Here is a 21,569-nt window from a genome sequence, read left to right on the forward strand (position 1 = left end):
CCGGCTCTGCCGTAAAGTGATTGAAGATTGCAAATCTGCAAAAAATCCAAAAGCTTACCGTACCAAGCATCAGGCAGAATACCAGCTCCACGATTCACTAAAAAAAGAGCTGCAAGATCTCGGTATTACCAAAATCCCAAGCTCTAATAAAATTCAGAAGCGGATTGAACATCTTGAATCTGAACAAGCTGCTACTGTCCGAGAAAAACAGGAATTGCAGAAAAAACAGAAAACACTAGATATCATCCAGCAGAATTTCACAGTACTACTCAATGCTCCTCATATATCAAACAACGATATCAATCGTACCGTTGCACCACCACTTCAACACTAATATCAGAAACGTTTTAAACCGTATAACACAAGAAAACTGATTCCACCGCAATGGATCAGTTTTCTTTAAATAATGGCTACTTCATTTTTCTCTTTTTATATAATCCTACAATCAAACCAAGACTAACAATCGCTATTAAAAACCATGCAACTATATTTGTTGTATCTCCGGTTTTTACCGTATTTATTATTTTCTGAATAGTATTTGGCTTATCTGGTTTTCCTGTTCTGCTTCCTGCTTCAGCATGGATTGTTGAAATATCTATAAAATTACCGACAAGAAAAAGCATAACGAATAAAATAATGTGAATACTTCTTATCTTCTTTCGCACCTTGCTTTCCTCCTTTTTCTATCTCGTATACTATAAATTACAGCTATCATCAGCCCTATAAAAATCACTATAATTGTTACAATCAGCACTTTAGCAGTAAAAGATAACTCTGGTTTTATATTTGTATCAGGCTCTTGCTTTGTTGCCTCTTCATAAGGTATTCTCTCTCCTCGAACCAAAAGTCTGTGTGTGTTGATTGCAAATGGTGTACACGTAACAAGTGTTGCATAATCCTTACCTGGTTCAATGGACAAGCTATCTGTCTCTTGTGGCAAAACCGTTAATATCTGATCAATCTGATATGCCAAGGTTTCATCTAAGACTTTAATGTAAAAAATATCCCCTACTTCCAGTTTATCTATATTGGTAAATAGTGTTTTTGTCGGAAGACCTCTATGTCCGGTCAGAACTGTATGTGTACTTTCTCCACCAACTGGAAGAGATGTACCCCAAAAATGTCCGACACCTGCCTGTAACACAGCTTCACTTGTTCCATGATCAAGTGCTGTCAGGATTGCTTGCTGTGCACATCTATTCGGTCTGAATCCGTAGCTATGGTCATGGAACTGTTCCTCATAGATTGGTGTTAAGACCTGTGCAATGGCTTGTTGTATGAATCTGTCTGTTACTGTTGGTACTCCCAGGTTTCTGACACCACCGTCTGGCTTTGGTATCTCCACTCTTCGTACTGGTTGAGGTTTATATTTTCTTGTCCTCAACTGTTCCTTGATAATTTCGCCGTCCTTTACAAGATGTTCTTTAAGTTCTGTGTACTTCATTCCGTCCACTCCCTCGGCACCTTTATTTCGTACGACTTGCAGATATGCTCTGTTGAGATTATCGCTGGATAGTATCTGCTTCATTAGACTACTTGTGTCCATGCGTTCTTTCCTTTCCGTCTCGCTTGATTTGACCACCCTTTTCCCGATTGATTACGGCAGATGTTGTCATTTCTGCAATACGAGACATACTCAAACTTATTGATTGTTCGCCCCTTCGCTCCATCTCCATTACAGAGACTTCTTCGCTACTATGGGCTCGGCTGACTTCTCACAGTTCGTTGTTACTAGGCTAATGAAACCTCTGTGAGACCTCCACGCTTAAGGTGCACGCTCTTTCCTCTCATATATCCGCCACATTTACTCGGTTCCTACAAACGGCAACTTTACGGCTTTGTCTTATTTAGCAGACTTACCAAGCGGAACCTAGCCTCATATGTGATTTCTGTCCGTCGGACCAAGAGTTTGCTTACAGCTTCCTTCAGATTCTACCTTACGATAGACACCCTTGCTGTTCAGCTATACACTTCCTTGTCGCCTAGGCGTGTTCGGGACTTTCACCCGTTAGAGCGCGCCCATGGCGCGCAAACTAAAATATCGCCAGCCATAGCATGGCTGACGATACAAAAATTTATTATTTTTTATTGTCCTCTTGACGGGGAGCATACCAGGGGAGCATACCATTATTATAGTGGTTTATTTTTTTATTCCAATGCAACAAACATGTAAAATGTCTGATGTATTTTTGCAAGTTTTGTTCCATAGCAGTGTTTATCTTATTTTCCGTCTTCTTCTGAAAAACAGAATCATGATAATACTTATGGCAAATAGTAACCATACATGCCTGCTTGTTTCCAGACGAACCCCTGTTTCCGGTATTAATTGTGTGTTTTCGTTTGTGATTTTTAACTCAATCACGTCTCCTCGTGCAGCCTCAATCCGCTGTTTCATGACAGCTGTATTTCCATTCGATGTTGCCTGCACTGGATTTGAATACTTATCATTCTCTTCTTTTTTAGAAATCGAAACAGCGTATTTTGATGTATCAACAGTTTCTGTTATTATGATATCCGAAGATATATCTACATTTTTTAATGTAACTTTATCTCCATGTTTCAAAGAAGTTCTAATTGTCTTGCTACGCAGCTTTTGACCATCTTCCCAATAGAGAAATTCCATATCAAATGGCTTCTTGCGGTTTCCAAGTGGACCAGTGACTTCCTTTGTAATCTCAACCGTCACCCCGCCTTTTTGCGGATGATTGACGATATGTCTGTCCGAAACAGCTCTCCAGGTATTTGTCATCGGTGATTTCTCATATAGGAATAAAATATCGGATTCTACATCGACCATATATAAATTAAAGTTATCCTGATACTGTGTTTTGGTTTTATCTGCTTTGTCCTTTTTGTTTGGAGTAACAGATTCTACCATCCAGTATCGTCCGTTCTCAAAGTCCTCCGGTAATTGAAGCATTCCATTTTCATCTGTTTCTAAGGAACGATACGTCGTACACGTTTTTCCATCCTTTTTCAGAACGATATCGTCCTTGCTCTGTGTATTGTCATAATCTACTGTATATCCTGTATCATCCGCATATTTTTTCGTAACATCATCATACGGTACTTTGTAGAACAGAAAACCTGCACCAGCAAGTCGGTTTCTTGGAAGATCATCCGTCTTTAAGAAACTTCGTTCAGCAAGATTGAAATGCAGATTCTGCACTTCCAGTTCCATCTTGGAAACATCCTTGAACTCATTCTCATCCTTCGGGAATATTTGTTGTCCATTTGAATCGAAATACTGAATCTCTGGATAAATAACTTCATAATATAGGAAACCATCCCCGTATTCCAAAGAATAATGTGTCTTTCCTATCTCAATTTCTTCCACCTTATATTCCACCGGATTTCTGTCCTGGAATAGTGGAACATTGTCGACTGTGTGTTCCCATCCGTTCTCTTCATTCAGCAGGAATTCCTGTCCTGTAGAAATTCCATTCTGATACAATCTGATTTTCACCTGTTTTTCCGTCAGTGCATCATTTGGATTTTCCCATGTCTTTTTGATATGCAGAGTGCCTGTTTTAGCAAAATTTCGGATATTAAGGCTGGTATCTCCTCGCTGAAGCAGAACAGATTTTCCGTCTATCTTACCATCAACTGGTGCCTTAACAGCCTCCTGATTTTCGTTAGCCTCCCTATCCACCAGTTTTGCATCAGTGATTTTGAATGCTCCATTGGCAATCTCAACTGTGATCTGTATATCTCCTGTGTCTACATATCCCGTCGGTAAGTTTGTCTCTCGCAACAAATACGTCTCAGTTGCTGTTCTGTTCTGTTTGTTTTCATCTTGTAACGGAATGTGAAGTTGTGCGATTCCGTATTTATCAGTTGTTACCGTTTCCTCCTCAACACCGTTCTTACTGACAGCAAAATTGATCTTCTCCATTCCTTGTCCGGTAGACTCATCAAATTTGTTCAGTGTGAGTATTCCCTCTTTCTGATAACGATTCTCCAATTCAATAGTAAGAGTTTCACCACCGCGTCCAATTCCACGTCCTGTGAATTTAATTCCACTTTCTGGATATGCTTCCCATGAATTTACATTATCTCCTTGTTCATGAGAATTGCGAACATTGTACCAACCTGAAAATTTCACATTCGAATCTTTTGGCTTATAGTTGTACTCTTTTAATGTGTATTTCCAGAATGAGTCCGCCTTAACGATCCACGTACAGCTTGTATGTGTATCATCTGTCCATGTACCTACAACTTCTATTGGAGCATCCTCCGCTTGCGGAGCTTCTGCATCCGGTTTCTGGCTATCTTCTGAAGGAAGCACAAGTTTCATATGCTCATGAAATGCAGGTGGCTGAGGTTTTCCATCTAAAAGCTTTTCATCCATATCTACCTGGATATAATAATCTTTCTTGACTTCCTCTATTGCTTCCGGCATTCCGACAAAATCTTTCTTTACTGTCAGGTAACCATTTTTTGCTACAATACGTCCGTCAATATGCCACCCATCGGACATTTCACTTTTGAAAGAATACCAATAAATGGTGAAGAATTCGGTATCTAATTTCGATGGCGGAATCTCCCTGTCTCCGATACGAATCATACGTCCGCTTTCACGAATTGTCTGGAATACCTCTTCATCGGAAGGAATTCTATCTATCTTGTAGATATAGTCTCCATTTCCAATATATCCCTCATCTGGTTTAGTTCCCTGCAAAAGTTCTTGCACTCTCTTATTTCCATCCGCATACTGTTCCCACGTAGATGGATTCTTATTTCCAAGAACTGGAACATCATGCAATATACTTGCCTTCACATTACAGTTTGCCACGGCAACCGCACTTGTATAATCGTCTACATTCGTGGTTGGTAATGCTACCGAACCATCTTCCGGCATCGCTGACTTACAGATATAAAACTGTACCTGTTTTCGATTTTGGTTACTCACCTTACGCCACGCTGCATAGAGGGTGATTGGCTGTCTTGCATTATTATTTATAAGATCAGAAATAGAATCCCCTGCACCGCATTCCTGCCACTTTCCGTCTTTGTTTCTGTAATCCCAATGATCGAATTCATACTGTTCCAACTCTTTGCTGTCATTATCTTCATGATCATAAACCAGAGGATATGGTGACTTAACGTTATGTTTTCCAGCTTCTATTTCATTCTCATAATCATCTGTATGTCTTGTCTTATTCTCAACCTGAGGGGTCAACTTAGCTTCCTTAGGAAGTTTCTTCATATAACGAGTTGTATTATAGATAACCCTGACTGCCCCAGACTCCAGCGGTTTGTCTGCGATCACCTCATAAGATGAGTTAACATTCGGAATTTCAAATTTTACCTTATCATCTCCGGACGGTTCCGGAAGAACCTCATTTTCGTCCCTGTCATTAGATGTACAACTCCAGACAATCTCCTTGCCATAATACTCACCTTCTAAACTTGCCCTCTTTGGTACTTCCACAGTATATGCTTCCCCATGGCCTACATACTGTCTCTTAATCGCCTCTCTTTTGGTCAGGTTCAGTGGATCCAACACTTCAATCAGATGAAAACTTCCCTCTACACTGAAATGTCTTCCTGCCAGCCCAACCTGAGAAGAAAGTCCTGTCAAACGATCAAAATAATTTTCGATTCTGTCTGGATTCAGTGGGTTTGGCTGTGAGAAATAATAGACAGATACATCTTTCCCGTTTTTCAGGACAGGAATATACCATGTACCATCGTTGTCCTTATAAGGATGCTGTACAAACACACGGCTGTCTGTCGCATAACCAAACAGAATCTTCTCTTTCTGATCTGCGCCGGGCTCCAGCTTGCTCGGAGTGAAACCAAACTCACTGTAAATTTTAGAAATCGTATCATCTGGTGTGGCTCGCAAATAATAACGACTGGCTCGGCCACTGTTTGCTTTGATTATGTAATGCTGCTCAGCATTAATATTTTTTATCAGCTTATAATGTCCATCGATAAATACATAAAAACTAATATTTGCTTCTTTTGTTGCTGCCGGTTTTTCTGTATTATCAGGAACAATCACATATGGACGTACTGCATCATCTGGCTGAATAGTAAAGCTCATGGTATGCTTTGCTTCATTTTTACTCCATGTAACTTCTGAAAGAGTACCATCTTCCTTTCTGCATTCCCAGTTTATATCCTGCGTTTGTTCTTCTACACGCGGCTTTGTACTAACTGTTCTTGTAAGTGTTGACTTTCTTGCAACAAAATCAATTGCCGGAAGATCACGCAAAGCTGTTTCGCTGTAAACCTGTCCATCTTCATCCTGTACTGTCACACTGTAAAAACCGTTATATCTATGATCGTCGTGTTCGAATAAGGTCTTTGCACTCATGGTATCAATTTTTTCTCCATTTGGCAGGTAATACACATCCATCGGCTCTCCGGACTTTCCTATATAAATACATTCATGACCTTCTATCGTGTATTTCCCTGCATTATGGATTGTATCGTAATCTCTCTTGGAATAATAAAAACGCTCTTTTGCTTCATTTTGAATAGAACCATCGTAATGAAATTTTTCAAAATGCTTTTTTAACTCATCATTAGAAATATAATAATAAACTGTTCCCGGCTTTGTTGTAGTATCTTTTATAACAGGAATTTCTTCGTTTAGAACATTATATCTCTCATTATTTACAAAAGTATAGAATTTAATGTTCAAGGTTGCTGGTGCAAAAGTGTTGCATGCAACCGTATATGGTTGCTCTATCTTTCCAATAGAAAAGGTTAGTTTATCGCCCTGTTTCACCGGAGAAATTGTTTTATTTTCATCCTCACTGGCACAAAGCCAGTCGCTTTCCTTCGTATCTCCAGGATCAACGGAAATTGTGACCGCAGAATCTTTCTTATAGTAACTCACAGTTCGATTTCCATCCGGATTGATCACTGTAACCGAATAGAAACTGTTCTTATTCTGCTTAATCTGGTCTGAATTATTATCCGGAATTTTTTCGCCATCAGATGCTCCTTTTGGCATATAATAAACGTCTGTTGGTACAGTTGCTTCCTGCTTGTCCAGGTTATAAGATACATATTGCTGTCCTTTATAAGTTACCACTGTCGCCTGTGCTAATGTCTTCTCACCACGGACTGTATATGGAAAATAATTTCCGGACTGTGTTTCCTCTGCATTCAAGCCGAACTCTCTATAAATCTCAGCAAGATCACTGACAGATAAATAGCATCTGCCCTGACGGTTCCATTTATACACCTTTTTCAGAGAATCAGCCGGCAGCTTTCGAACCTCATTGTCTGCATATATATAAAACTGAATGTCAAAGGCTGTCTGATCCGCTCTCTGGATCACATAAGACTGTGTGATCTTTCCGATTGTGAACCTCGTCTGGTTCCCTGATTCCCGTATACCATCTATCACCTTATCATCTGTTCCCATACAGGTCCATTCGATCTGGTCTGTCTGGTCCGACAATTGGGGATTAAAATCAGCCACAGCTTCTTCCACTACAGTTCCTGTTAATGCATAACGAATCCGATCCTGCCCTTCTCCCTTTACCTCTACGGAATAAAACGAGTTGTCCTTTTTTACAGAATCTTTTAAATTTAATGCAAAGCCTTTTCCATTTGGAAGGTAGTAAACATCTATCGCTTCCCCTTGTTTATTCTGTCCATAATTGTAAGAAACATAGGTCTTTCCGGATTCTGTGTCTGTATAAACTTTTCCGTATTCTATCCCGCTTTTTCCCCGGTATGCAGATACAAACTTATTATTTGCATCTGGATTCTGATTCTCACCATTTTTCACAAATCCAAATTCTTCATATATCAGGAGCAGGTCCTCAATGGAAACACCATAGTAGGTAGTTCTTCCGTCTTTCCATGTTGCAATGCCGGTAATGTCATTATGCTGAAGCTTTACCTTGTTTCCATCAATAATGACATAGAAATCAATATCAAATCCTTCGGAAATCTCCTGAAGTTTCGGTGATTCCTCTTGTGCAATCTGCTCCTCGAAGGCTTTTTCTTCTTCTGAAAGCTCTCCCTGGGATGGAGTAATTTCTTCCTCCGGAATCTCTTCTAATGGCGGGGTGATTTTCTCTCCAGGAGTCTCTTCTAATGGCGGGGTGATTTTCTCTCCAGGAGTCTCTTCTGATGGCGAAGTATTTTCTTCTTTCGACGTCTCTTCCGACAATGATGTACTTTCCTCCGGAATAAAATCTTCTGTGCGCATTTCACCCTCTTGAGTACTATTTATATTTGGAATATTCTCTTCTTCCACTGAGCTGCCAAACTGTCGTTCCTGCGCTATTCATGCACAAAACCAATAAAAGTGTCCAGGCTATCCATCTTAGCCATCTCTTTTTCCTCTTCACACAAATTCCTCCTAAAAACATATTTTCCTTTTCTCAACTATCTGCCTTTTTTATCCATTCCTTCTGCATTGCCGCTGCTATAAAGCACTGCAATAGTTTTTTTGAAAATACACCACATTCACCGTTGGCAATCATTCTTATGGCTTCTTCATGCTTTAATTTTCTTTTATAGGGGCGTACACTGACCAATGCATCATAAGCATCCACAAGGCCTACTACCTGAGCACAAAGTGGTATTTCATCACCTTTTAGTCCATCCGGGTAACCAGATCCATCATATCTTTCATGGTGATATCTGCATACTTCATAGCTATACTTATTAAGTTTTTCTGTCGTAGTTCCTTGTGGAAACCGCAATGTCATCTCTGCCCCTGTAAGAGGATGCTGCTTTACAATTTCCATCTCATCAGCTGTTAATTTACCGTTTTTGTTCAATATCTCTATCGGCACACGGATTTTTCCAATGTCATGAATTGGAGCCAGATGAGAGACATTTTCTATTTCTTCCTCTGTAATCCCATACTCCGGATAGTTTTTCTGTAGTTGAAGATACACTTGTTTTGTATAAAAACAGATATCATCCTGATGTTCTGTTTCTATAAGATTATTGTGATTCAACACTGCAGCCAGAAGCGAAACCATTTTCCAATACTGTTTTGTCTCATCCTGTGCTTTTTGTCTTAATTCCCGTTCCATATTTACAATTGTGTTAGGAATAACTTTTGCATTATGGAATGTAATAACAGCAGTTTTCTCATTTTCATCCACAAATCTTTTTACTTCCATCCAAACATAAGTCTCTGAGTTTTTCTCGCTTCTTCTTTGATAAACAATATCTTCTTCTGAACAGCCCTTTTTCAAATGCTCTGTCAACGAATCGCTTTTCAAAAATTCCTGCAGTTTTTCACAATCTTTTTCACATACATATTTTTCACAATATACTTTCAGAAAATCATCATATGTTCCTGCATTTTTTACATCATCATAAATCCCCCTGTTATGAGAATAGATACATTCATAACTGTTTTCCGCTAAATTAACTTTCAGAATGATATAAAATCGCCCAAAATATTCATCTTTCCCCGGTCTGATAATATCAGAGATTTTCACATTTTCTAATCGGTTATTGTAAGTGTTCTGTAAGTCCAATAAGACTTGATGTACTTTACAGCAATCCGTATAGTTTCTGGAGCAAAATCCATCCTTTTCAAGACAGCGACTGATTGCCATTGTTGATTCCATACATGATATGACATCAAATAAAGAAATCTTTTCTGGATTTTTGGCAAGGGCATATCCTCCACTGATACCTTCAGAAGCTGAAATAATCTTCTCTTTTTTTAACTGCTTTGTGATTTTGGGAATATAGCTCTCCGGAATCTTTAATTCAGAAGCTAATTTTGCCGTTGTAACCCTGTGCTTTTTTATTGCCAAATAACAGACAATCCTGATTGCATAATCCGTTGTATTGGTAAGCTGCATAGGTGCTCACCTCTCTCTCTTTTCTTTATGCTGACCAGATGATACTCCTGGTACATCATCGTTAGTTTCTGAGTATCATCCAGTTTAATTGCAATCACACCATCCGTACTATAGTAAATGGTGCCATTATATTTTCCGATGTATACACAGTTTTTTCCATCTACTTTTGCACTCTTAAACTCGAAATGTCGGCCTTCTATAGATAGCTCTTTATGATCCGCAATTGCTCCAAATTGAATGACAGAAGGTGCTCCTGTAATTGGATTTCCATTGACATCTACATATTCCACACGATTAGTCGTCTGTTCATTACCATTCGTAACACTTCTCTGCATTGCGATATTAAAACTCTGTACAGATATCGTATCTGGAAGCTGCTCATCACTTGCCTGTTCTGTAGATTTTTCATTGTCAATAATCTGCTCTGAAGACTTCTCTGATATTTCTGTTTCAGATTCTTTAGTTTCTGTAGTATCTTTTTCTTGCTCCAGGTCTTCTGTCTTCGATATTTCTGACTCTTTTTCCTTTTCTTTCAATGCATAAGTCATAGTCAGTTTTTGTCCATCTGCAAACTTATTGGCATTGATATTATCGGAACTCCAATAAACCGTATCTTTATATACTCCTATAAAGGAACAGTCTGCATCATTTACTTTTGCACTCTTAAATTCATAATCTTTGTCAGAAATATTTAACTCTGAATGATCTGATATTTTTCCAAGCTCAATGGTCTCTGGTGCTCCTTCAATCGCATTGCCGGATTCATCTACATATTCCACCAATTTTGTGGTCGGTACCTGACCATTTGAAGTTGCTTCCTGTATTTCTTTCTCCAGCTTCTCCACTTCTATGCTGTCCGGAATCTGTTCCTCAGTTTCTGCCGATGTCTCAGTTTCTGTTTCTGATGTAAATTGCTCCGAAGTTTGCTCGGTTTCTGTCTGTTGTGCATCTGTCTCACTTGTAAATGCTTCTGTATCTTGTGTTTCTTCCTGCTCTGTAACCACTGATGTTTCATCTTCTGATGCACTTACGGTTTCCAGATTCATAAAACAAATAGAAAAGATTAGAAGCCAGGAACATGCTATTTTCAAATATGTTTTCCAATTCTTATGCCTCATTTTTCGCATCTTCCTTCCTGTTCTTCTGCTTCTCCATGAGTAATCCGCAAAGGCAGATAACTGAGCCAAAGAATAAGAACAAATAGCCTGCAACCGGACTATCATCGCCTGTCTTTACCGGCGAACCATTATGAATAATATCCTTTGATCTTGGGGAAGATGGAACCGGGTTTTGATTTTTACCAGTTTGACCGGTATACGAGTTTTTGAATGAAACCTTCGATACTTTATCTCCATTTTCATTTTTGACCACTGTTACCGCCATCAGTTCATTATTGGAATCAAAGAATCCTTCAATCGTTACATCATAGGTTTTTGAATCATATGTATAATTTTCTTTATTCTCTGTTGCCTGGTACAGCTTGTAATGATATTCTCCTGCCTGTCCGACATTCATAATCAGCTCTGTAGAAGAATTACCACTCATATTCCAGGTAAATGTTCTTCTATTGCTTCCCTCCGGCATTGGATTTTGTATCTGATCTGCTATTAAAACATAAGAGCCTGTTTTGTCAGCATCTGCAGAATTGTTTACTTCAAATATCTGTTCCACTGGTATTTTCACTGTTGTGTTTTTGCCAGCTGCCAGTACTGGTTTTTGAACACCCAGAAAGAATATCATGGACAGGAATATAACCATGGCTATTTTTGTTAAACGTGCTGTTCTCATGCTTCTCCCTCTCCTTCTTTCTTCTTGTTTCTTTTCTTTTCTATCTGTCTTGCTATCAGAATCAGTACAAGGACAATCAGGATAAACCATACAATAACTGGCACTTTTCCTACTGCATTTTTCAGTTCATCAATTCCTGTACCTACGTTTTTGGCTTTTTCTTTTTCCGGATATATCTGATCTGTTAAGCGTCCCACCAAGATATTTCTTCCATTTGTCATATCCGATGTACAGGTGGTCAGTAAAACCAGATGATCATCTTCCGTTATATTCATATCTCTTTTATATAAAACATTGTTCTCGATTTCCTGCAGATACTCCTGTTTCGCTTCTGGTGTGTCCAGACACACATTGAAAATCGTTTCATTATAGGCATCTACCTGCATCAATGCATAGAATTCGATTCCATGATCTTTTCCGTCAAAGAACAGATTTCCATATGGATGTTCGTTGAAATACTGTTCTTTTGTAAATTCACCGATATCTCCAAACATCATGTGTTTTTCCATATGGTGGCCATATATAATATTATCAAAATCCGAAAAATCCGGCTTATTTGCACAATGTAAAAAGATTGCTCCGCTTAAGGAATAGTTTCCTTCCGCATCTGTATTCATATAAGTATCATCATTGTCCGTCTGCACCAATGGATAATTGATATTTGTGTCATTCACTCGTATCCATCCAATCACATCCGGATTGATTTTCTGTAATTCTTCAAAAGATTTCGTACTCTTTTCAGTAGGAATATATGCTTCATAATTTTTTGCATCTGCAGTCTGATATACCTGATGGGAATCCCACAACATATAACCGGAGAGAAACATAGCTGCAAGAATCAGTGATAAGGCTGTGAAGTTTACAATATGGTCTAATCCTCTGATAATTCCTTTCAGCACTTTCTTCATCCGAAGCATATGTACAAGTTCCTTTCACCATTTCTGTTTCTTTTATATTTATCAAAACTGGTTCATCTGACCAATTTGCTCGCAAAATTAGCAAAAAGGGATGCGGCGGAGCAACGCCGCACACATCCTCTTTCCTGGTTGCTATATTTTATTATTTCTGTAATCTTCTGCGTTTGAATCCTACAAAAGCGATCAGTGCTACACCGCAAAGTGCAATCATCAGAACGTATGGAAGAGTGTTCATGATGATACCAGTTACAGGTACATCGTTGTATGTATTGGTTACATCAACGGTATTCTGTTTCTGACCTAATTTCTGACTATTTACTGCTATAAGTTCTCTGTTGTATGATGTTTCAGCAACAGAAGTCAGCTTATTACCATTGATAGTGATTTCAGCACTACCTTTATAGTTTTTAGCTGCAGACTCTTTTACAGTAATTGTTGTTCCTACTGGAACACCAGTGAGCTTCATGCTTTCATTTGCTTTCAAATGGAATTTGTATGTTCCGCCCTCAACAAGTGTAAAATCACCTCCATTAGCATCTTTGATTCCGCCAAGTGTGCTTGCATCTGTTCCAGTCGGGAATGCAAACGTTGCTGTAAATTCGAACTCTGCATCAGGAGTTGTTGTCGTGCCATTTGCATTAACAACTGCTTTAGATACCTTCAAAGAGCCATTATCATTATATGTCGGATCTGGATTTGAAGGATCTGGATCTTTACCAGCTTCCTGTACATAAGTGTTAGTAAAGTTGAAACTATTAGTACCGGTATTTCCAATATCTACTTTACCAGCTTCTGACTGGCCTTCATCATTTTTCACTTTATTTACAACGATATTAGAAATTTCTGTACCAGTTGCACCATCTGTAACATATACATCCATTGTATACTCAGCGTTTGACATGATCATTTTTTTATGCTCATCGTTGACTACTGCTGGATTTACTGTCTGTGTCTCTGTTACAGTATACTCATACTTTCCTGCTTCTGGATATTTCGGAAATGTAATCTGACCTCTTTCAGAATTCGTTCCCGTTTGATCAGCTGTAAACGAAATTGTTGGCATTTTAACGTCAGCTGTTGTACTTATTAAACCATCACCTGTTTTCTGTGTTGCTGTAAAGCTAAATGATTCAGCCTTTCCGACCTCTGTATTGTAGGTCTTAGTAATCCAAGCCTCCGTTGTCTTGCCCTCATCTGCCGCAAATGTTGGCATTGCCATTCCCATCGTCATGGCACCAGCAGCAACAACTGCGAGCACTTTTTTGAACATTTTATTCATGCCCATAGTGATTCCTCCCTTGTAGATAATAATATTGTTTGTTTTCTATTTGATTAACGGAGGAGGGGATTAGAGTCCTCTGGTCCGAATAACCGCAATCGCTTTTCCTTTGACGTCTTTGACATTGATACAACCATAAATTCTGCCATCTGACGCTTCCGGTCTGTTATCACCCAGTACAAATATCTGACCTTCTCCAACGGTGATTGGGAAGTCAACTCCATTTTGAAACTGTGTAGTATCAAAGTATATATCCTGTGAAATCTGCGTAGCACCGTTAATCATCAAACCGTCTTTTGTAATATCCACGGTATCACCTGCTACTGCTACAACCCTGCCTGTGGTTGTTCTGCCATCTTTCTTAAATACTGCAATATCACCGGACACAAAACGCTTGTCCAGTCGATAATACATGACCAGATCACCATCTTTTATTGCTGGTTTCATAGATACGTCATTGATTCTCGCCATCCCGTACATAAATGTAAAAACAAGGATGACCGCCAAAATGATAAGAACAATCTTCAATAACAGTTGAAAGATATCTTCTCCCAGTGTCGTTTCCTGTCTGGGAAGCTGTTTCTCATTATTCTGTTCTTTCTCAACCTGTTTCTTTTTCATGTTTCATTCCTGCTTCATATCAACTTAGATAATCAAGGTATCCTTTTATGTACTGGTTAAAGTATAGCACTTGTTTTTTGCAAAAATAATACAGAGAATAGGAAGATATTTTCACGTTTTGCTACAAAAAATTTGTAGTTATCGGTTTTTCGCAAAAAAAAGAAACCATACCATAGAGATATAGTTTCTCTTTGAATTACAGTGTTTCTGCCATTTTGAATAAAACGATTCCATTTCTAACAGCCAGCATCTCAGCAGAATTCTTGAAATCAATGCCGGAAATATCTTTTATTTTTTTCAATCGCCCTGAAAGAGTACGATAATTTACATAGAGTTTTTCAGCTGCTTTATTCGCACTCTTATCACAGTCCAGATACGCCTGCAACGTTTCAATCAGTTCTCCATCATGTTCTTTATCATACCAATATAATTTCACAAGTGACTCTGGCACATATTCCATCAGTTCATCACGATTTTTGATTTTTTCAAAAATCTGGAAAAAACCGAGCTTAGAAAAATCGGCTACCGATATATTCTTATCACCATAGAGATATCTGAGCATATCCATATAGTCTATGATTTTCTTTGAATCCTTAAAAGATTTTTTCAAATCTCCATATCCATTAACAATACTTCCAATACCAATCTGAAAATCCGTTGCCTTATTTCTGTGAAAAATCTGCTTCTGTACTGTCTGATATAATTTTTCCATTTCTTCCCGGAATCCTGCTTGTGTTTCCCCAGGCTTAATTTCATGAATACACACAATCTGATTCAGATTCCGGTAAATATGTTCATCCGGAAGTAATCTCTGAATCTCGCCTTCTATCACTCCGATTTCTTCTAATTCTTCTTTTGTATAATAATCTTCGCTATTGCTTGAAATCGTATGAAAACTTACCACACAATATTGAGCTGTATCTTTCAATTTTAGCATTCTTGCAGCTTTACTCAATTCATCGCCCGTTAATAAACCATTAAGCAAGCTATATTCAATATCTCGTTGATATTTTTTTTCTATCTCATTTTTAGCATATGTTTCCATAAAACTATACTGTAAAGTAATAACAGCATTTTCCAATGCCATATAGTCCAGTATTGTTAATGGCATATTCACTTCCGTGACTACCAAATAAATTTCTGTTCGGCCTAACACATGTATTTTTGTAATATATTGCGTATGCTCTTTTCTCTGTTTTTTGTATTCAAATCTGGTAACAATATCCGGTTTATATTTCTCAACATTTTTCTCAAATACAAAATCAGACAGATCCTGCGTTGTGGACGCACAGCAAGTTAAGTTACTATAATATAACGCTACCGGATTATCAATCATGGAAGACAATAGAAACAAAATATTTTTAGTTGGATCTTCAAAATCCTCTCCATCCAATAACATGTTAGAAATATTGTCGTGTGTCAATTTGAAATAAATCAACCGTGCGATATTTTCATCATAGATCTGCAGAATAACATATTTTATAATACCCCAATAATACTCATCTTCCGAAATTTCTATCACTGGAATATTACGTTCCGAACAAAACTTTAATAAAATATCATAATAATTGACTTTCTGTACCATGTCCGGATGCTGCTTTATAATAAATCCACTGACCTGTTTCTTCTCCAGTTCATTCAAATGTTTCCGAAACTCTCTGTCCGTTTCTCCGAAATACACTTTCATATTTGTAAGAAGAAGCTCTCCTCCAGTCAGATATCTTTCCATATCTTCTATTTCGATAATTCGTATACCTTTAATTTCCTGATTCAGATTTTCTTTACATGTCACTAATCTCATATCAGGAAATTGTTTCGATTCTAATAATTGTTTTACCGTATAAGCCATTCAGCACCTCGTCAAATTCGTCTTTTGTTGTCTACTTTGGTTGTACCAGCATCTGATGTTGTGTTTTCAAAAGTGGCATAAGTATACAGTGTAATTATACCCCCCCCCCGAAATTTTCTGTCAATTTCTTCATGCGTATAAAATGCATATTTTATATAGATTCAAATAAAAAAGACAGCTCGCATCTTTGTCGAACTGTCCATTACTTCTTCAGGCTGCGGATAAAAGTCATAAAAATTTCTCTTTCCTTCTCATCCAAGCCATCCCAAATCTCAAGTATTTCTTTTTGCTCTTTTGTCAGATCCAATCTGCTTTCATCATCTGAAAAAAATTGTGCGATTGTAATTTCAAATGCATCACATATTTTTTCCAGATTAGCCATCGTCGGCATACTCTTCTGATTCAGCATATTTCCCAGAGCCGTCTGCGTTATTCCTGTAAGCTGAGCTAACCTATATTTTGTATATCCTCGCTTCCGGCATAGTTCCGCAATTCTTAACGGAATATACTCTTCCACACACAAGTATATACACCTCTCTTCTAGTCTATGATACCAATATTGTACCTGTTGACCAGAAGATTTATTAGACATTTATTTATTGATTATATACTCTTGTACGCAAGACTATTCAAGTAAAAAAATATAGCTGGACAGTCCACGATATTCAGTTGTTGCATATATTTATGATACTTTCTACGAGGAAATCTGTCAAATACATGTTGTTAAAAAATGATATTATAACTCAAAAAATCCTGATAGATAACTTTATCTATGCAGTTACCTATCAGGATGGGAATTTTATCTTACACCACGATCAGCTCCTCTCTCCGGCTTCTGTTGATATTGTCAGTATATATGAAGTTTTGGCTTTATCTTGTAGTTTGCGAATATCCGTATAAATAGAAAAAGCCCTTTGAGAAAAGGATTTCTCCTCTCCCAAAGGGTAGTTTAACTTTTACTTAGAATTATCTTTTTTAATAACTAAGTTATAATTGCTATCATAATACAGTCCAAGTTCTCTACACATTCTATCGTTCACATTATCTGACGCTTTCTTATATTCTGCATACGTTGGAGACAGAACCATTAAATTAGGAATGAATATATCGTTATATCCTTTATTTTGTAACTCTTTCTGCATTTTTCTCTGTGCAATAAATGCTGGATGGTATTTCATTATACCGTTTTTCATTTTAGCACCTATCCATACTTTTTCTTTTAGTCTTTCATATTCACTTTCACTCATATCACGATAATAGGCTATCATCTCATCTGCGCTTCTGGTTTCTTGTGCAATCCCACCTATCATCTTCGCACCTATTCCCATAATAAAAGGAACTTTCAATGTCGTTTCATCGCAATATTCTAATATATTCTGTAGTGCCTGCTTCTGTTCCAGAGTCTTCAACCTTACATTAAGAAATGGTTTGAAATGACTTTTAAAATAATCTCCCCATTCTTTTCCCGGTAGCAAAGACTCAATTGCATTTTCAACGGTTTGATAATCAAGTGCCTCATTTGCTTTGTCCGCGTCACCATCATCTATAAATTGCTTCAAAGCTTCAAGTTCTGAGTCTTTTAAAACTTTTTCCTGCACTTTTTCTTGATAAATACGAAGAAGAATACTTTTGTCGCCAGTTTCCAAAAGGCTCTGTATGTCTTTAATACTAATACCGAGTTTTCTATATACTGAAATCTTTTTTAAAGTTTCAACATCTTGTGCAGTATAGTTACGATAACCATTGTTATCTTTATCCACTGACAGCAATCCTTTTTCTTCATAATACTTAACTGCACGCTTTGTCATTCCAACCTCATTTATAATTTCATTTAATAACATCCGATGCACCTCCTTATGATTTATGTTGATAGTATAAGCGTATACGCTGCGTGCAGGTCAAGAGTTTTTCGTCTTTCTTCTAAAAATGGGCAATCCCGATTTCAGGACTGCCCATTCATTCTGCCAATTATGCGATTTTTTCTTGCTTGCACCGATTTCTGCATCAATTGATGTAAGTTTGATGTAAATCGCTGTTTTTTTAGTTTTTTATCAAATGAAGTACGTCCCGTCTATTCGGTAAAACGGTACATCTTTACATCATCTTAATAGAGCTTTGCACCTGCTGGAATATGGTCATCAACCATCAGAAGATGGAGCTTTTCTTCGCCTTCTTCTTCGTGGATAGCACTGAGGAGCATACCGCAAGAGTCAATGCCCATCATAGCTCTCGGTGGAAGATTTGTGATAGCGATAAGCGTCTTTCCAACCAGTTCTTCAGGCTCATAAAAGCTATGAATACCGCTTAAAATGGTTCTGTCTGTGCCTGTTCCGTCATCAAGAGTAAACTGTAACAGTTTCTTTGACTTCGGTACTGCAACACACTCTTTAACCTTTACTGCACGGAAATCTGACTTACTGAATGTATCAAAATCAACAAATTCCTCAAATAAAGGCTCTACCTTTACCTTAGAAAAATCAATCTTTTCAGACTCAGTTTTTACATTTTTTTCAGGTGCTTCAGAAGCTGTATTATTTACATCATTTTTCTTATTTACACCATCTAAGGACTTCATTGTCGGGAGAACATTTGTTTGCACTTTATATTTCTCCAAACTGATTTGCATCCATTTATAATTCATTTTTTAATAAGTTCATTTTTGTTCGGATTTATGCAACTTTTTACGTCTTTTTGTTGTCAGATTGTTGTCATCCATCCTATTTTGTTGTCCTACCTGAAAGTCCCATTTAATATGGACTCTCTTCTAAAAAACATCTAAATTTTTTGCCAGATTTTCAATAGATTCTCTGGTACTTTCTGCATTTACTTCTGCGTAGATATTCATGGTTGTCGATACATCTGCGTGTCCCATTAACTGCTGAATAATTTTTACATTCGTTTCATTCTCACATATTCTTGAAGCAAAAGTATGTCTAAATATATGACACGAAAATCTTGGTAACATAATAGGCTTACGCTTTTCCTTCTTTGCTTCTACTTCCTCTTCAGCATTATGAGCATCCACGATTCTCTTAATAGCTCTATTGATTGATGCCGGATTATGTGGATTACCAAATCGGTTAGTAAAGATGAAGTTTGTCATGCCATCAACTACTGTATCGCAGAAGCCTTCTTCTTGCTGTCTTTCGTATTCCGATTTTAAAACATTATATATAGGTTCCATCATCGGAATGACTCTTTTTCCTGCCTCGGTTTTGGGCAATGATACTCGAAACTCACATACATAAGTTTTTTCTCGCCTTGGATAATATGTCAAACTATGATTAATATCAATCATTCGATTCTCAAGATTTACATCATCCCATCTCAAGCCAATTGCTTCTCCAATTCGACATCCAGTTCCTAATAGAAATGCAAATAACGGATACCATGTGTAAAAGATAGGACTATCAGCAACATAATTCATAAATGACCTCTGCTGCTCTACGCTTAAAGCGTGCCTTGTTTTTTTAGTTCCGCCATTTCGCTTCTTTATTTCAGCATACGCTCCATCGGTAGGATTTTTTCTTATTATATCATCCCTAACAGCCAACTGAAACGTAGGATGTAACACCGTATTTATACTTTCTATCGAACTAATCTGCAATTTCTTCTCAGTTATAAGATAGTTGTAGAAATACAAAACATCTGAATATTTTATATCTCCAATTTTCTTCTTACCGAATCCATCTCTAATGAAATGATTCCATGTGTAAAGATAGTTTGAACGAGTAGTGCTTCTCAGCTCAGATTTAGTTGAAATATAGCGGTCAAATACAAAATTCAAATCTGCACTTCCTGCTACATATACATCTAATCCATCCAGCTGATCCCTTACTAACTGTTCTTCACGTTCTCTTAATTTTGCAAGATTATTTGAGTATATGAATTTTCGATTTCCAAACACATCGTTATATGAATAGGAATATCTCCCATCACTTTTTCGATAGTGTTCGCCTTTTCTCAAGGCTCTTCCTTTTCCATCCTTTCTTGTTGCCAATGTACTCCTCCTTTCTAATACGAAGGAGTCCTTTGCACCTAACACCTATTCAGGATTTTCTCCTGAATACATGACTTAACAGCTTGCGTTACTGTAATATCATGATTCTGCGCATACTCGACTAAAATAGTAAATTCCTCTTCGTTAAGCCTTATAGTAACTCTTTTATCTAACGGCTTTTCACTCTTAGGTCTTCCCATCTTTGCCATCCTATGCACCTCCTCATATAGATATTATACTTTTTGTCTGCCAATAAGTCAAGTGTATTCGTGCAAGTTTCTCCATATATCTTTGAATTTACTTATAGAAATCTTCATCTGTTATACGGAATGTCTCCAGATAAGCGTCCAAAATGTCTAAATTCACCAGTACCAACTGATTGACCTTATAACAGGCTTTCGCATCCTTAGCTAATTCCTGAAATTTTGTCTTTCCCATTGAATACATCTCAGCACCTTCTGAATAACGGACAAATCTTTTATTATTAGTTTTCCTCGTTTTCGCATCCATTTTCTACTTCCTCCATAATCATTTTTCTTGCTGCAGATAAAAGATCCAACTGTAATATCAAACTTCTGTCTATATCATCACGCACCGGTGAATTCTTCGGAATATAACCTGTTTTTCCTCTGATCTTCCCTTTAGAAACAGTCTGCATGTCTTCTGGTATAAAATCCGACTTCGCTTTCAGTTTATATCCCTTTACATCTTCTGGATTAAGTTTCACATGCACAGGATTGTCTTTGAGTTTCGTGCTTAATGGGACAATGCATACCTGTGGTGCATACTCATGGTTACTTCTATCACACGAAACTATTACTCCCGGTCTGATACCGCTTTGAACTCCATGCGGATTATTTCCAAAATCGACATATACAACATCATATTTTCTATATTTCTCATATCTTCTTTTCATCAGAACGCCTCCTTAATATTCAGTCCAAGTCTACCCTCATCACTGTGACGATTATGCCTCCAGCCTCTACAACTTCACAAACCTTCACATACGCATCCAGAAGATTGACTGATACTGCTGCCATATTGGCAATTACTACACCATCAACCTTTTTTCTTCGGATTTTATCCACAATATCGCTCCATTGCCTGTCAACATCTCTTTGAGAAAATCCATGTCTTCTCATTGTTCCAACAATGCAATACTCCTTGTTTTTCACATACTCATGGATATATTTGCTCTGCTTATCTTCCAGATAATCTACTTTCCTAAGTGGTGCTTCGACTGATAAATACTCTATGCATTCTATTGTCTTACGAATTACTTTGTTTTTATTTGCCATACATTCATCTC

General features: G+C 37.6%; 18 protein-coding genes and 2 pseudogenes. 1 reads left to right on the forward strand and 19 read right to left on the reverse strand.

Going from position 1 to position 21,569, the window contains the following annotated elements:
• Nucleotides 1-16: 16 nt before the first annotated feature.
• A complete protein-coding gene (locus tag DXA55_RS05880) occupies nt 17-334 on the forward strand; it encodes a hypothetical protein (RefSeq protein WP_242998374.1) in 318 nt (105 codons plus the stop codon).
• Nucleotides 335-410: 76 nt separating this feature from the next.
• Here DXA55_RS05880 and DXA55_RS05885 read toward each other — a convergent pair whose 3' ends face one another.
• From DXA55_RS05885 to DXA55_RS05975, 19 genes and pseudogenes are all read right to left on the reverse strand, one after another.
• Nucleotides 411-665: an LPXTG cell wall anchor domain-containing protein gene (locus tag DXA55_RS05885; protein WP_117813323.1), complete on the reverse strand. Its 255-nt coding sequence runs from the start codon at nt 663-665 to the stop codon at nt 411-413.
• The gene (locus DXA55_RS19535; RefSeq protein ID WP_372554997.1) at nt 650-1,144 is read right to left on the reverse strand and encodes a class C sortase; all 495 of its coding nucleotides are present in this window, start codon (nt 1,142-1,144) and stop codon (nt 650-652) included. Before DXA55_RS19535 ends, DXA55_RS05885 begins: the two co-directional genes overlap by 16 nt.
• An 18-nt stretch (nt 1,145-1,162) precedes the next feature.
• Nucleotides 1,163-1,546, reverse strand: a pseudogene (locus tag DXA55_RS19540) (reverse transcriptase domain-containing protein); the annotation flags it as partial.
• A gap of 669 nt (nt 1,547-2,215) precedes the next feature.
• Nucleotides 2,216-8,230 carry a Cna B-type domain-containing protein gene (locus DXA55_RS05895; protein ID WP_242998375.1) on the reverse strand — a complete coding sequence of 2,005 codons (6,015 nt, stop codon included), beginning with the start codon at nt 8,228-8,230 and terminating at the stop codon, nt 2,216-2,218.
• Between the two features lie 127 nt (nt 8,231-8,357).
• Nucleotides 8,358-9,806, reverse strand: a complete 1,449-nt coding sequence (locus DXA55_RS05900) for an Rrf2 family transcriptional regulator (protein ID WP_117813327.1) — start codon at nt 9,804-9,806, stop codon at nt 8,358-8,360.
• Nucleotides 9,749-10,924: a hypothetical protein gene (locus DXA55_RS05905; protein ID WP_242998376.1), complete on the reverse strand. Its 1,176-nt coding sequence runs from the start codon at nt 10,922-10,924 to the stop codon at nt 9,749-9,751. The genes DXA55_RS05900 and DXA55_RS05905 overlap by 58 nt, the downstream gene beginning before the upstream one ends.
• Nucleotides 10,914-11,594 (reverse strand): Spy0128 family protein, encoded by a 681-nt coding sequence (locus DXA55_RS05910; protein ID WP_117813329.1) that lies wholly within the window; start codon nt 11,592-11,594, stop codon nt 10,914-10,916. Before DXA55_RS05910 ends, DXA55_RS05905 begins: the two co-directional genes overlap by 11 nt.
• Nucleotides 11,591-12,511: a class B sortase gene (gene srtB / locus DXA55_RS05915; protein ID WP_117813331.1), complete on the reverse strand. Its 921-nt coding sequence runs from the start codon at nt 12,509-12,511 to the stop codon at nt 11,591-11,593. The genes DXA55_RS05910 and srtB overlap by 4 nt, the downstream gene beginning before the upstream one ends.
• Nucleotides 12,512-12,653: 142 nt before the next feature.
• Complete coding sequence (locus DXA55_RS05920; protein ID WP_117813333.1) at nt 12,654-13,796, reverse strand: DUF7601 domain-containing protein; 1,143 nt, start codon at nt 13,794-13,796, stop codon at nt 12,654-12,656.
• A 63-nt stretch (nt 13,797-13,859) separates the two neighbouring features.
• Nucleotides 13,860-14,411, reverse strand: a complete 552-nt coding sequence (gene lepB / locus DXA55_RS05925; RefSeq protein ID WP_117813335.1) for a signal peptidase I — start codon at nt 14,409-14,411, stop codon at nt 13,860-13,862.
• Nucleotides 14,412-14,607: 196 nt separating this feature from the next.
• Nucleotides 14,608-16,260 (reverse strand): PucR family transcriptional regulator, encoded by a 1,653-nt coding sequence (locus DXA55_RS05930; protein ID WP_117813337.1) that lies wholly within the window; start codon nt 16,258-16,260, stop codon nt 14,608-14,610.
• A gap of 202 nt (nt 16,261-16,462) precedes the next feature.
• On the reverse strand, nt 16,463-16,852 hold the full coding sequence (locus DXA55_RS18080; RefSeq protein ID WP_004842237.1) for a helix-turn-helix domain-containing protein: 390 nt from the start codon (nt 16,850-16,852) through the stop codon (nt 16,463-16,465).
• Nucleotides 16,853-17,216: 364 nt separating this feature from the next.
• Entirely contained in the window at nt 17,217-18,101 is an 885-nt protein-coding gene (locus tag DXA55_RS05945; protein WP_117813339.1) for a MerR family transcriptional regulator, read from the reverse strand.
• A 263-nt stretch (nt 18,102-18,364) separates the two neighbouring features.
• Nucleotides 18,365-18,847 (reverse strand): annotated as a pseudogene (locus tag DXA55_RS05950) (lysine--tRNA ligase); the annotation flags it as partial.
• Nucleotides 18,848-19,024: 177 nt separating this feature from the next.
• The gene (locus DXA55_RS05955; RefSeq protein ID WP_117813441.1) at nt 19,025-20,260 is read right to left on the reverse strand and encodes a tyrosine-type recombinase/integrase; all 1,236 of its coding nucleotides are present in this window, start codon (nt 20,258-20,260) and stop codon (nt 19,025-19,027) included.
• Between the two features lie 38 nt (nt 20,261-20,298).
• Complete coding sequence (locus tag DXA55_RS05960) at nt 20,299-20,469, reverse strand: DUF6290 family protein (RefSeq protein WP_117788085.1); 171 nt, start codon at nt 20,467-20,469, stop codon at nt 20,299-20,301.
• A gap of 88 nt (nt 20,470-20,557) precedes the next feature.
• Complete coding sequence (locus DXA55_RS05965) at nt 20,558-20,770, reverse strand: DUF6462 family protein (RefSeq protein WP_117813341.1); 213 nt, start codon at nt 20,768-20,770, stop codon at nt 20,558-20,560.
• Entirely contained in the window at nt 20,745-21,176 is a 432-nt protein-coding gene (locus DXA55_RS05970) for a type II toxin-antitoxin system PemK/MazF family toxin (RefSeq protein WP_117813342.1), read from the reverse strand. Before DXA55_RS05970 ends, DXA55_RS05965 begins: the two co-directional genes overlap by 26 nt.
• A 19-nt stretch (nt 21,177-21,195) precedes the next feature.
• Nucleotides 21,196-21,558, reverse strand: a complete 363-nt coding sequence (locus DXA55_RS05975) for a resolvase (protein WP_242998378.1) — start codon at nt 21,556-21,558, stop codon at nt 21,196-21,198.
• Nucleotides 21,559-21,569 lie beyond the last annotated feature (11 nt).

It is taken from the genome of Blautia sp. OF03-13, from assembly GCF_003460685.1.
Classification (GTDB): Bacteria; Bacillota; Clostridia; order Lachnospirales; family Lachnospiraceae; genus Fusicatenibacter; species Fusicatenibacter saccharivorans.